We start from the raw sequence: 13518 nt of genomic DNA, 5'->3' as shown, positions 1-13518 counted from the left end.
CGCCGCCGCCGCCCGCCAGACCGCCCAGCAACTGGCCGAGGCCGAGGCCGAGGCGCTGGAGCTGACCAAGCAGCGCGAACGCGCCGACCAGATCGCGCTGGAATCGGCCTTCAACCGCGCCGCCGCCGAAGTGCGCGCGCTGGAAGAGGCGCGCGCGCTGGCCCACCTGGAACAGGAGCGCGAACAGATCGCCTTGGCCAAGGCCGAGTCCGAACACAGCGCGGCGCAATCGCTGCGCCTGCGCCTGCAGACCGAAAAGGAAATCCGCGACGCCGCGATTCACCGCGAGCGTCTGGAACAAGTGGCGGCCGCCAGTGCCCAGGCGCGGCGCGAGGCCGACGCCCGCATCATCAGCGCCACCGAAGCCCGCATCGAGGCCGACAGCCAGTTGCGCGCCGTCGCGCTGGCGCGCGTGCACGCCGAGGAAGAAGCCGAACTGGCGACCCACGCCAAGGTCGAGGCCGAAACGCAAGCGCTGGAGCAGGCCAAACTGCGCAAGGCCGCCGACGCGGCGGCCGCCGATGCCGCCCGCGCCGACAGCCTGGAACAGCAACGCGCCACCGCCCTGGCGGCCGAGCGTGAAGCGCAGTCGCGCGCCGCTGCCGAACTGCTCGCCAGCCGCAATGCCGCCGAGCAGCAGGAAGTCGCGCTGCTGGCACAACAGGTCGAAGCCCAGCGCGCGGCCGACGCCGTCGCCCGCGACAAGGCCGGCCACGCCGCCGCGCTACTGCAGGCCGAGCAGGAGCGCGCCGTCGCGGAGCAGCACGCCATCGCCGCACTGAAGGAAAAACTGGAAGCCGAACAGCTGGCCAGCGCCGCCGCGCGCCAGCGTGTCGCCGCCGAACAGGCCCAGACCGAGGCGCTGCGCCAGCAGCGCGCAGCCGAGCAGGCGCTGGCCGACGCCGCCAGCCGCGAGGCGGACGCGGCGCGGCTGATGGCCGAGCAGGTCACGGCCGAAGCCGAACAAAAAGCCATCGCCGCCCAGGCGCTGGAAGCGCAGGCGCGGCTGGCGGTCGAACTGAGCGAAGTCCACAGCGAGCGCGCCCGTGTCGAACAGCAAAAGGCCGGGCAGGCCGCCGCGCTGCTGCAAGCCGAACGCGACTTCATCGAGACCGAACGCCAGTCGCTGGCATTGATCGACCAGAAGCTGACCCAGCAGCGCATCACCAACGCCTCCGAAGTGCGCGCCTCGCAAGCGATCGCGGGCCGCCTCGAGGCCGAGCGCAATGTCGCCGCCAGCGCCCGCCAGCGTGCCGCGCAGGAGCAGTCCGAAGCCGACCTGATGCGCCAACGCGAAGCGGCCGAGCAGGCGGCGGCCGCGGCCGTGGCCGAAAAAGTCGCCGCCCAACAAGCGCTGCTGGAAACCGCCCAGGCGCACGCCGCGATGCAGCGCAAGGTGGCCGACACCACCGCCGCGCTGCTCGCGGCCAAGCAAAAACTGCTGGCGCTGGAAAGCCGCCGCTACGGCGCGGCGCAACAGGTGCTGGCGGCGGTGCAAGCCAAAGTCATCGCCGCCGAGGCCCAGCAGGCCGCGGAATCGGGCGTGGCCACCCTGGACGACGCCCGCGCGCGCAAGGAAGCCGCGCGCCTGAGCCAGCCGGCCGAAGCCGGCAAAGCCGTCTGGCGCGCCCGCTGACCCCGACTTTAAAAGCTGTAGCCGACGCCCAGCAGGAACAGGTCGGCGTCGCGGTGGTAGTCGCTGATCACGCGGTTCCACAGCGCTTGCGCGGCGATGCGGCGGGTGATGTGGTAGCGCCCGCCAATGCTGACCAAGCCGGCCTTGTGCGAGCGCTGGCCTTCCCCATCCGGCACCTTGCCGTTGAAGTACATGCCGGCGCCCATGCCGATTTCAGTCTTCGGCGTGATCGAACGGATCAGCCACAGCTGGGTGGCAACGCCGTTACGCTTGCTCTGCGGGCTGTCGCCCTCGTTGATGGCGGTCACGGTCCAGTCGACATAGCGCCCCACCGCGCGCCGGTATTCGATCGCGCTGATCGGTGAACGCTCGGAATCCAGGCTGTTGGTGATGCCCTGGCCCGCCATCACGGTGACGGCCTGGTCGATGTTGGCGTCGTCGATGTGCAGCTTGTCGCCGCGGATGCCGTCGAACTGGTAACCCACCCCCAGCAGCAGTGAGGTGGTGGCGTTCTTGCCGCCGGTCGGGGCGATGTAGTTGAGCATCGCCTGGCCGTACCAGCGGCTGTCCGGCAGGTGGTAGGTGGCCTGCAGGCTGCCGATCGGCGCCCAGCCGTGGTCATTGGTGTACTTGGCCGGGCCCGCGCTGTGCAGCTCGGTGGTGTCGAAATAGTAATAGGCGCCGACGCCCGCCGCAAACGACCAGCCCGGCTGGTTGTAGCCGCTGCGCAGCCACGCCTGCGCGCCGACACCGTCGCGGTGATGGTCGTCCGGATGGCCTTCATTCTGGTACATCAGGCTGGCCGCGACGTGCTGGTTGACCGACTGGGAGTACGAGACGACGCCGGTGAAGGTGGTTTCGCGGGTTTCATCGACGCGCAGCGCGCCGGCGTAACCGGTCAGCTCCTGCGCCTGCGCGCCGGCGGCGACCGCTGCCGCCAGCGCGGCCATGCCCAAGGTTAGACGTTTCATTGCGGTTTTATTTCTGGCAAAACACTGAGTTTACCGGAAATAAGTGAAACCCGTAGGACGCCTTGCAAGTCGTTAAGGCTGCACGACCACCTTGGTGATGTAATACTCAGTTTCGCCAAAGCACTGGGTCGGCACACCTTTATGCTGGGCGTAAGTCAGGATCACCCGTTTGCCGGTGGCCGCGGTCAGGTCGCCGGCCACTTTTTCATCGCGTACACTGAACTCAAATTTCTCGGGGATGGCGCCCGGCATCGACGTCAGCAGGATTTCGCCTTCCCAGGTCTTGCATATCCAGCCGCGGGTGGAAAACTTTTGCAGATAGCCGGCGCGCTCGCCATCGGAATAGGAAATGTGCAGCATGGCCCAGGTGTAGGCGGCCATCAGCAGCGCGGCGGCGATCAGCAAACCGAAGCTGTACACGATGATACGTTTGGTGGTGGTCATAGTCTCTCTGGCTTTAGGTACTGTTGTTTATCTTATCACGCGGCGTGACGGCGCTTGTACCGCACCGACGACCACAGCGATACGGCAATGAAGGCCACGCCCGACAGGCCGGTGAACCACTCGGGGATATGGTATTGGACGCTGGCCAGCATGATCAGCGCCAGGATGCCGATCGCGTAATGGGCGCCGTGCTCCAGATACACGTATTCGTCCAGCGTGCCCTTGTGCACCAGGAACACGGTCAGCGAGCGCACGAACATGGCGCCGATCGCCAGCCCCAGCATGATGATCACCACGTCGCTGGTGATGGCGAACGCGCCGATCACGCCGTCGAAGCTGAACGAGGCGTCCAGCACTTCCAGGTACAGAAAGCCGCCGATGCTGCCCTTGGCCATGGCGGCCGCCACCGGCGCCACGCCGGCCTCGGTGACGTCGACGTCGTCCTCGTCGGGCTGGTCCTCTTCCAGCAGGCCGCTGATCCAGCCCACCGCCAGGTAGACGATGACGCCCACCACGCCGGCCGTCAGCACCTGGTAGCGTTGGTCGGCGCCGACCAGCGAGATGCAGCCGAACACCGCCGCCAGGGTCAGCAGCACGGCCAGGCTCTCGGTGCCGTGCTGGCCCAGCTTTTCCTCGATCCAGCCCAGCCAGTGCAATTCCTTCTGGTCGTCGAAAAGAAAATTCAGGAACACCAGCAGCAGGAAGGCGCCGCCGAAGGCCGCCACCTGGGCGTGGGCGCCGGTCAGGTAGCGCGCGTACTGGTCCGGCGTGGTGGTGGCCATGTGCCAGACGTCCAGCAGGCCGAGGCCGGTGGCGACCGCGACGATCAGCAGCGGGAACAGCAGGCGCATGCCGAACACCGCCACCAGGATGCCGACCGTCAGGAACAGCTTGCGCCAGAATTCGTTCCAGTGGCGCAGCACGGAGGCGTTGACCACCGCGTTGTCGAACGACAGCGAGACTTCCATGATGCCCAGCACGGCGGCGATCCACAGCGCCCGCACCATGGCGGCGGCGCCGCCATGGGCGTAGCCCCACCAGCCGGCCAGGGCCATGAGGACAAGGGTGACGGCAAACGAGATCCGGAAGTGTTGCATGGTTGACTTTGTTGAAAGGTGAGCAATGGGCTGAATTTTATATTACTTGCTTCCGCCGCTGGGGGGCCATCTGCCATAATGGCGCCACAAAAATGTTAAGGATATAACGATGGACCTCGCTTACCTCGTCACCCCGCTGCTTACCTGGATCACGGTGGGGCCGATCAAGTTTCTGATCAACAGCGCCAAGGCGCGTAAATGGGCGTTCAATCTGGTCGGCAACGGCGGTTTTCCCAGCAACCACAGCGCCGTGGTGTCCAGCATGGCGACCCTGATCGCGCTGCGCGAAGGCATCGGCCACCCGGCCTTCGGCGTGGCGGTGACGCTGTGCTTCATCGTGATCATCGACGCCAACAGCCTGCGCCAGCACGTCGGCAAGCAGGCGGCCGCGATCAATCGGCTGGCCGAAAACGATAGCCGGCACAAATGGTTGCGCGAGCGCATGGGCCACACCCTGGTCGAGATCGCCGGCGGCCTGGCCACCGGCATCGCCATGGGCCACATCGTGTTTGCCCTGTTCGGCCGCGGCTGAGCCCCTGTCCGCCCGCTGTCCGGCGGACCGTCCGCGTCCGCCCGCCCATCCCCGATTTTTTTACCGTTCATCCCCGTATTTGGCGTTTCAGCCACAAATACTGCCGTCCGTCGCACTATGATTGACCTGACAAGGCTGCTCGCGGATACTCTGCGCCCTGTAGTCTGGAAAAAACTTTTATAAGCTTCGGCACCCCTTTCTCGGAGAACTGTATGTTGCGCAAAACCCTGCTCGCTCTTGCCATTGCCTCTGCCCTGGTCGCATGCGGCAAATCAGCCAAGGAGCCTGAAAAAGCCGCAGGTAAGGAAGAGCAGAAAGTGGCCCTGCAGATGGCGCCCGAGGATGTGCTGACCATCGAGTCGAATGCGCTGGCGTCCGGCCCCATCATCACCGGTTCGATCCAGCCCGAGCGCCGCGCCGACCTGCGCGCCGAGGTGGGCGCCATCGTGGTCCAGGTATTGAAGGAAAACGGCGAGGCGGTGAAGAAGGGCGACGTGCTGTTGCGCCTGGATGAAACCTCGATCCGCGACAGCCTGACCTCGTCCGAGGAAGCCACCCGCGCCGCCGAGCAGACGCTGGCCCAGGCCCAGCGCATGTACGAGCGCCAGAAAACCCTGCTGGCCTCCGGCATGGTCTCGACCATGGCGATGGAGGACGCCGAAGTGCGCCGCAACAATGCCCAGAGCGACCTGGCGGCCGCCAAGTCGCGTTCGGTGTCGGCGCGCCAGCAGCTGACCCGCACCATGGTGCGCGCGCCGTTCGACGGCATCGTCAGCGACCGCAAGGTGTCGAACGGCGACACTGCCCAGGTCGGCAAGGAATTGATCAAGGTGATCGATCCGGCCAGCATGCGCTTCGAGGGCATGGTCTCGGCCGACAAGATCGGCGTGGTGAAGGTGGGCCAGCCGGTGCTGTTCCGCGTCAACGGCTATCCGGGCGAACAGTTCAACGGCAAGGTCAAGCGCGTCGACCCGGCCGCCAACGCCGTCACCCGCCAGGTCGAGGTGCTGGTCGATTTCGCCGAGGCGCGCCAGCCGCGCGTGGCCGGCCTGTACGCCGAAGGCCGCATCGAGTCGCAGAGCAGTTCCTCGCTGATGATCCCGCCGTCGGCGCTGGTGCAGGCCGGCGACAACAATTATGTCTGGCGCGTCAAGAACGGCACCCTGGCCAAGGTGCCGCTGACGATCGGCACCAAGGATGAGCGCAGCGGCCGCTGGCAGGTGCTGAGCGGCCTGCAGGCCGGCGACATGGTGGTGCGCGTGCCCGCCTCGGGCTTCAAGGATGGCCAGAAAGTGCTGCTGAGCGCGCCCAAGGCCGTGGCCTCGGCCGCCACCGCCGCCCCGGCCATGACCGACAAATAAAGGATAGCCACCATGTTCCTCTCGGATTTCAGTATCAAGCGGCCGATCGCCACCATCGTGCTGATCGTGGCCATGATGTGCCTGGGCCTGATGGCGCTGAACAAGCTGCGCGTCAACCAGAACCCGGACGTCGAAGTGCCGTTCATCGTGGTCAACATCCCGTACCCGGGCGCCTCGCCGGAGACGGTCGAGCGCGAGATCATCAACCGCCTGGAAAAATCGCTGCAGTCGATCACCGGCGTGACCGAAACCAACAGCACCGCCTCGGAAGGCACGGCCAGCATCTTCATCAAGTTCTCGTTCAACAAGAACCTGATCGAAGCGTCGGACGAGATCCGCAACGCCATCGCGGCGGTGCGCTACAAGCTGCCGACCGAGATGCGCGAACCCATCCTGCAGCGCATCGACCCGTCGGCGCAGCCGGTGATGCAGCTGGCGCTGTCGTCCAACAGCCAGAGCCATGCCGAGATTTCGCGCCTGGCCGAAGACAAGCTGGCCGACCGCTTCCGCGGCATCGACGGCGTGGCCTCGGTCAACGTCGACGGTTCGCTCAAGCGCGAACTGAGCGTGCTGCTGAAAGCGGAAAAGCTGCGCGAGTACAATGTCTCGATCAACGACGTGGTCAACGCGCTGCGTAACCAGAACACCAACGCGCCGGTCGGCAAGGTGCGCGGCGAGCTGGATGAAAAAAGCATCCGCCTGGTCGGCCGCATCGAGCGGCCGGAAGAGTTCCAGGCGGTGGTGGTCAAGCGCAACGGCGACGAACTGATCCGTCTGGGCCAGGTCGCCACGATCGCCGACGGTTTCGCCGAAACCAACAGCCTGAGCGTGCGTTCCGGCAAACCCAACGTCGGCATTTCCATCACCCGCTCGCGCGACGCCTCGACCGTGACCGTGGCCAAGAAGATCCGCGAGATGGCCAAGGAAATGCAGAAGGAAATGCAGCCCGGCACCAAGTTGGACGTCACCGAGGATGACGGCGAAAACGCCGAGTCCAGCCTCAACAACGTGATCGAGGCGCTGGTGTTCGGCGCCGGCCTGACCATCTTCGTGGTGTACGCCTTCCTGAACTCGTGGCGCTCGACCCTGATCACCGCGCTGTCGCTGCCGACCTCGGTGCTGGCGGCCTTCATCGGCGTCTGGCTGTGCGGCTTCACCCTGAACTTCATGACCCTGCTGGGGCTGTCGCTGGCGATCGGCGTGCTGATCGACGACGCCATCGTGGTGCGGGAAAACATCGTGCGCCACATGCAGATGGGCGCCGACCGCCGCACCGCGGCGCTGAACGGCACGGCCGAGATCGGCATGGCGGTGGCCGCCACCACCTTCTCCATCATGGCGGTGTTCATTCCGGTGGCGTTCATGCCGGGCATTACCGGCGAATGGTTCCGCCCGTTCGCGCTGACCGTGACCTGCTCGGTGGCGGTGTCGCTGCTGATCTCGTTCACCCTGGACCCGATGCTGTCGGCGTTCTGGGGCGACCCGCCGGGCCACCATGACGCGCCGCGCAAGGGCATCGAGAAATACTTCGCCAAGTTCAACCACTGGTTCGACCACCAGGCCGACCGCTACGGCCACGTCATCGCCTGGGCGCTGCACCACCGCCTGTCGATGGGCGTGATCGCGGTGGCCACCTTCGCCGGCGCGATCTACCTGCAGGTGGCCTACGGCGGCGCCAGTTTCGTGCCGTCGTCGGACTGGGGCACGATCGCCATCGACGTGCGCACGCCATCGTCCAGCTCGCTCGAATACTCGCGTCTGAAGCTGGAAAAGGCCGCCGTGATCGCGCGCTCCATCAAGGAAACCAAGGAAACCAACAGCTACGTCAACCTCAGCGGCGGCCGCATCTACGTCGACCTGGGCAAGAAGACCGAACGCAAGCGTGGCGCCGTCGAGATCGCCAAGGAACTGCGCCAGAAGCTGGCCGGCCTGGTCGGCGCCGAATACACGGTGCTGGACGACCTCAGCAATGGCGCCCGCAAGCCGGTGCAGATCGAGTTCACCGGCACCGATTCGCGCAAGCTGATGGAAATCACCAACGCCTTCATGGACCGGCTGCGCAAGGTGCCGGGCGCGGTCGACGTCGGCCTGTCGGAGATGGACCCGAAAGACGAGCTGCAGATCGAGCTGAACCGCGGCCTGGCCAACTCCATGGGCATTTCGGCCGGCGACGCGGCGCAGGCGCTGCGGGTGGCCTTCGCCGGCATCGAGGTCGGCGACTGGGTCGACCCGACCGGCGAGTCGCGCGACGTGGCGGTGCGCCTGGCGCCCGAAGACCGCACCGGCGCCGAGAACATCGAGCGCCTGCCGATCGCCGTCACCGGCACCAACCAGATGGTGCCGCTGGACCAGATCGCCGCCGTCACCATGGGCAAGGGCCCGTCCACCATCAAGCACAAGGATGGCAAGCGCGTGATCTCGGTCAGCGCCAACGTCGAGGGCCGCTCGCCGGGCGAGGTGACCACCGACGCCATGAAACTGGTCAAGGATATCGACTTCCCGCCCGGCTACGGCCTGGCGCTGGGCGGCGCCGGCAAGGACATGAATGAGGTGTTCGGCGCCATGGGCATCGCGCTGGTGGCCGGCGTCGGCCTGATGTATCTGATCCTGGTGATGCAGTTCGGTTCCTTCACGGCGCCGATCGCGGTGATGCTGTCGCTGCCGCTGTCGCTGATCGGCGTGGTGCTGGGCCTGCTGGCCACCAACAGCACCATCAACCTGATGAGCCTGATCGGCGTGATCATGCTGATGGGCCTGGTGGCGAAAAACGCCATCCTGCTGCTGGACGCCGCGCGCAAGCGCCAGGAAGAGGGCTTTGGCCGCGAGGATGCGCTGATGTACGCCGGCCGCATGCGTCTGCGCCCGATCCTGATGACCACCTTCGCGCTGATCGCCGGCATGTTCCCGGTGGCGCTGGGCCTGGGCGAGGGCGGCGAGTTCTACCGCCCGATGGCGATCGCGATCATCGGCGGCACCATCACCTCGACCCTGCTGACCTTGCTGATGGTGCCGACCTTCTACGACAGCATCGAGATCAAGAAAGACAGCGCGCTGCTCAAACTGGAGCGCCGCGCGGCCCGCTTCGGCATGGTGCTGTCGGTGTTCTCGCTGGTGATCGAAACCATCCTGTTCGTGCTGCTGATCCGCTTCATGTTCCGCATGGTGATGCTGGGCGTGCGCAAACTGCTGGGCAAGCACACCAAGCCGCCGGCCGCGGCGCCGGAAGAGGAACGCAAAATTGCTTAAAAGTATTTTTAATTAAGCATGAGAAAGGGCCTGCGGGCCCTTTTTTACGTCCAGGAAGCAGAGCAAATGCTCGGTTTCAAGGTCTTAATTAGTGTTCAGCCTCTATTGTCGCGGCGTTTGAGAAATTTCATTTGTGTAGTATGCTGCTGGCCTTCTTGCACCGAACCGCAGGCTGCGGTGCTCGACTGGACAAAAAACCATCTATAAAGCGAGACTTCATATGCAGCGTAAATACCTCCCCCTGATCATTGCCGCCGCCCTGAGCGCGGTTTGCGCCGGCGCCCAGGCGTCCGGCTACCGTTTCGGTTCGCAGAGCATCGCTGGCCAGGGCACGGCCGACGCCAACGCCGCCGAGGCCAACGACGCCTCGACCATCTTCTACAACCCGGCCGGCCTGTCGCGCCTGGACGGCACCCAGCTCAGCGTGGGCGCCACCGTGGTGGTGCCGCATTCGAGCTTCAACGACAGCGGCTCGACCCACTTCACCGGTCAGCCGGCCGGCGGCACCGCCGCCAAGGACTACGTGCCGGATTCGGTTACGGCGCCGTCGCTGTACCTGAGCAGGAAGCTGAACGACCAGTGGACCGCCGGCCTGGGCGTGTTCGTCCCGTACGGCACCAAGATCAACTACGGTAACAGCTGGACCGGCCGCTACGCGCTGACCAACGTCAAGCTGGAAGCGGTGACGCTGAACCCGTCGGTGGCGTTCAAGCTGAATGAGCACCACGCCTTCGGCTTCGGCATCGACGCCGAATTCATGAAGGCCGAGCTGGGCCAGGCCGTCGACGTGCCGGGCACCGTGGCCGCACTGTCGAGCGGCGCCGGCGCGGCCCAGGGCGCGCTGCTGATCAAGCAGATCGCCGCGCTGGGCGGCAACCCGGCGCTGCTGCGCACGGCCGCCGACGGCCACGGTTCGAACGACGGCAAGGACTGGGGCTGGGGCTTCAACCTGGGCTATCTGTACACCCTGGATGAAAACACCCGTTTCGGCGTGGCCTACCGCTCGTCGATCTCGCACCAGCTGCGCGGCAGCACCGTGTGGGACTTCTCGACCGCCACCAGCGATCCGATCGTGAACAAGGTGCTGCAGGCCGCCTCGCACAGGGCCAACTCGGCCGCGCTGGTGGCGCTGCGCACGCCGGAAACGCTGTCGGTCAACGCCTTCCACCAGTTCAACCAGAAATGGGCCGGCATGGCCGACGTGACCTTCACCCGCAACAACCGCATGGGCGACCTGGACATCCAGTTCCCCGGCACCAGCGAAGGCGCGGAAGTGATCCGCCAGCAGTGGAAGAACACCGTGCGCGTTTCGCTGGGCGGCAACTACGCCTACAACGACAATCTGACCCTGCGCGCCGGTATCGCCTACGACGAATCGCCGGTCAAGAGCGCCGAGCTGACCCACCCGGCATTGCCGGACAGCGACCGCATGCAGTATTCGGTCGGCGCCAACTGGAAATTGAACGCGCGCTCGTCGATCGACTTCGCCTACAGCTTCCTGGACTTCAAGGACGCGAAGATCAACTACACCAACAACTGCAACACGCTGCAGACCAGCTGCACCGGCAACGGCGAAACCACCCGCGGCCTGTACCAGACCCATTTGCAGCTGCTGGGCGTCGCCTACAACTACAAGTTCTAAGCCGGTCATTCCGGCGCAGGCGGGCATCCATGCCGAGTGGATGACGCACGGAACGCATGCTGTGTATGGATTCCCGCCTGCGCGGGAATGACATGCCGGCGGAACTCAGAAAGGGCCTGCGGGCCCTTTTTTTTCGTCCCTACTGGCTGGGCGACGGCGTGGGCGCCTGGCCAGGCGCGGGTGTCGGTGTCGGTGTCGGCGTTGTGGCGCCGCCGCTCGGCGGCGTGGTGGTGTCCGGTGCGGGCGTCGGCGTCGGCGTCGGCATCGGCGCCGGCGCGGCAGGCGTCACATCGGGCGCCGGCGCGGGGACGGACTCATTGCGCTTGTTGCAGCCGGCCAGCAGCGCGACCGACAGCGCCGCGCCGACCAGGGTGATTTTGGTATAAGTCATCATGGTTCCTTTCATACGGAGGGAACCGGTTAGACCGCGCCGGCCTGCCGGCGGTTCCCCGTCAGGCGGCCTGACGGCTGCTGTCGATGGTGGCGTCGGCGTCGCTGTCGAACACGGCGCGGTCGGTTTCGCCCAGCACGCGGCTGGTGACGGCACCGGCGGTCACCGAGCCGCTGACGTTGAGCGCGGTGCGGCCCATGTCGATCAGCGGTTCGATCGAGATCAGCAGCCCGGCCAGCGCCACCGGCAGATTCATCGACGACAGCACGATCAGCGCGGCAAACGTGGCGCCGCCGCCAACCCCGGCCACGCCCACCGAGCCGAGCGTGATGATGGCCAGCAGCGGCGCGATGAAGCTCACCGTGAACGGATCGATGCCGACGGTCGGCGCGATCATCACCGCCAGCATGGCCGGATAGATGCCGGCGCAGCCGTTCTGGCCGATGGTGGCGCCGAACGAGGCGGCAAAGTTGGCGATGCCTTCCGGCGTGCCCAGGCGCTGGGTCTGGGTCTGCACGCTCATCGGAATCGCGCCGGCGCTGCTGCGCGAGGTGAAGGCAAAGGTCAGCAGCGGCAAAATTTTGCGCGTCCAGCGCAGCGGATTCAGGCCCAGCCCGGAGACGATCAGCAGGTGCACGCCGAACATCAGCAGCAGCGCGCTGTACGAGGCGGCGACGAAATCGACCAGGCGCAGGATGTCGGCGTAGCTGGAGGTCGACACCACCTGCGCCATCAGCGCGAACACGCCGTACGGCGTCAGCCGCAGCACCAGGGCAACGATGCGCATCACGATGGCATGGGCGACCTGGATGAAGCGCTCGAAGGTGGCAAAGATCTCGGGCTGCTTGCCATGGATGCCGCTAGCGGCAACGCCGATGAACACCGAGAAGATCACCACCGCGATGGTGGACGTCTTGCGGCCGCCGGTCATGTCGAGGAAGGGATTGGCGGGGATAAAGCTCAGCAGCATGCTCGGCAGCGAAATCGCCTGCGCCGCCTCGACCTTGCCCTGCAGATAAACGCCACGCGCCACGTCGGCGGCAGAGGCCGTCAGGCCGACCGCGCTCAGATGGAAGGTCTTGGCCATGACGATGCCGATCACAGCTGCGATCAAGGTGGTCGCCATCAGCGTTCCGATAGTCAGTGCACTGATCTTGCCGAGCGCGTTGATACCCTTCAGCTTGAGAATGGCGGAAATGATGGACACCATAATCAGCGGCATCACGATCATCTGCAATAGTTTGACGTAGCCGGAGCCGACGATGTCGAGATAGTCGCCGGTGGTCTTCACCTCGGCCGCGCCGGCGCCGTAGAGCGCTTGCAGGGCGGCGCCCAGCATCACGCCCAGCCCCATGCCGGTGAATACGCGCACCGAAAACGACGCATGCCGGCGTTGTTGCGCATACATCAGACCCAGCAATGCCAGGGCCGCCAGCAGGTTGAGGATGACATTGAGTGCCATGACGTGTCCTTGTTATGACCGATCGTGCATTTTATCCGCGCTTATAACGAGTTAAACGAATATCTGGCTATATAACTATGCGAATTTCATATATGGAATTCCAAATGTGCGCGTACAATTTGTTAGATTACAATCTGCGGGAGCGAGCTGATGGCGAACATGAAAGTCGGTACCCGGTTGAGTCTGGGTTTTGGCCTGGTGCTGGTGCTGCTGATGCTGGTGGCGCTGCTCGGCGTGTTCAACATGAGCACGATCCATGCCAAGCTGGAACGCATCGTCAACGAAAACACACTCAAGACCGAGCTGGTGAACAATATGTCCAATTCGGTGCACATCGTGGCGCGGGTATCGCGCAGCGTGGTGTTGCTCAGCGAACCTGCCGCGATCCGCGCCGAGCTGGAAAAGGTCGGCAAGGCGCGCGAAGCCTATAACAAGGCCGTCGAGCAACTGGCGCACTTGCCGGCCACGCCCAAGGGTCTGGAAATCCGCGAACGCATCGCCGCCCAGGCCAGGGTCACGCGGCCGTTGAACGACAAGGTGTTCGAGCTGGCGCTGGCCGATCAGGATGCCGAAGCGACCGCGGTGCTGATGAAGCAGTCGGGTCCCGCCACCCAGGTCTGGCAGGATGCGATGGACGAATACGCGGCGCTGCAAAAGCAGACCAATCAGGCCGATGCGGCGGCGGCCGGCGCTCTCGGCGGCGTAGTCGGGCTCGCCGCCCAGCTGGCGCAGCAGC

11 protein-coding genes are annotated in these 13518 nt (G+C 65.4%); 6 read left to right on the top strand and 5 right to left on the bottom strand.

Translation table 11 applies throughout. The features are described from left to right. A partial coding sequence (locus E4L98_RS06690; protein ID WP_135200788.1) for a coiled-coil domain-containing protein occupies positions 1-1636 on the top strand: 1636 nt, incomplete at its 5' end. Between the two features lie 8 nt (positions 1637-1644). Here the strand turns inward: E4L98_RS06690 and E4L98_RS06685 are convergent. The 3 genes from E4L98_RS06685 to E4L98_RS06675 all read right to left on the bottom strand — a co-directional run bounded on the left by E4L98_RS06685 (position 1645) and on the right by E4L98_RS06675 (position 4148). Next, positions 1645-2607, bottom strand: coding sequence for a hypothetical protein (locus E4L98_RS06685; protein WP_229257290.1), 963 nt, complete (start codon positions 2605-2607; stop codon positions 1645-1647). 72 nt (positions 2608-2679) lie between these two features. Further along, positions 2680-3051: a DUF8785 domain-containing protein gene (locus E4L98_RS06680; RefSeq protein WP_135200787.1), complete on the bottom strand. Its 372-nt coding sequence runs from the start codon at positions 3049-3051 to the stop codon at positions 2680-2682. Positions 3052-3086: 35 nt separating this feature from the next. Next, entirely contained in the window at positions 3087-4148 is a 1062-nt protein-coding gene (locus E4L98_RS06675) for a DUF475 domain-containing protein (RefSeq protein ID WP_135200786.1), read from the bottom strand. Between the two features lie 109 nt (positions 4149-4257). Here E4L98_RS06675 and E4L98_RS06670 point away from each other — a divergent pair, with 109 nt between their 5' ends. The 4 genes from E4L98_RS06670 (at position 4258) to E4L98_RS06655 (ending at position 10929) form a co-directional block, all read left to right on the top strand. Next, positions 4258-4680: a divergent PAP2 family protein gene (locus E4L98_RS06670; protein WP_135200785.1), complete on the top strand. Its 423-nt coding sequence runs from the start codon at positions 4258-4260 to the stop codon at positions 4678-4680. Positions 4681-4892: 212 nt separating this feature from the next. Then, positions 4893-6041: an efflux RND transporter periplasmic adaptor subunit gene (locus E4L98_RS06665; protein WP_135200784.1), complete on the top strand. Its 1149-nt coding sequence runs from the start codon at positions 4893-4895 to the stop codon at positions 6039-6041. A 12-nt stretch (positions 6042-6053) separates the two neighbouring features. Next, positions 6054-9287, top strand: coding sequence for an efflux RND transporter permease subunit (locus tag E4L98_RS06660; RefSeq protein WP_135200783.1), 3234 nt, complete (start codon positions 6054-6056; stop codon positions 9285-9287). Positions 9288-9507: 220 nt separating this feature from the next. After that, positions 9508-10929, top strand: a complete 1422-nt coding sequence (locus E4L98_RS06655; protein ID WP_135200782.1) for an OmpP1/FadL family transporter — start codon at positions 9508-9510, stop codon at positions 10927-10929. A gap of 139 nt (positions 10930-11068) precedes the next feature. Here the strand turns inward: E4L98_RS06655 and E4L98_RS06650 are convergent, their stop codons facing one another. Both E4L98_RS06650 and E4L98_RS06645 read right to left on the bottom strand, forming a co-directional pair. Further along, positions 11069-11323: a hypothetical protein gene (locus tag E4L98_RS06650; protein ID WP_167761290.1), complete on the bottom strand. Its 255-nt coding sequence runs from the start codon at positions 11321-11323 to the stop codon at positions 11069-11071. Between the two features lie 58 nt (positions 11324-11381). Then, complete coding sequence (locus E4L98_RS06645; protein ID WP_135200780.1) at positions 11382-12782, bottom strand: L-cystine transporter; 1401 nt, start codon at positions 12780-12782, stop codon at positions 11382-11384. Between the two features lie 150 nt (positions 12783-12932). Between E4L98_RS06645 and E4L98_RS06640 the strand changes: the two genes are divergently transcribed. After that, positions 12933-13518 (top strand): MCP four helix bundle domain-containing protein (locus E4L98_RS06640; RefSeq protein WP_229257289.1); only part of this gene is annotated, 586 nt, incomplete at its 3' end.

Source organism: Duganella callida, assembly GCF_004614165.1.
Lineage (GTDB): Bacteria > Pseudomonadota > Gammaproteobacteria > Burkholderiales > Burkholderiaceae_D > Rugamonas > Rugamonas callida.
This window is presented reverse-complemented; position numbering and strand designations above follow the sequence as displayed.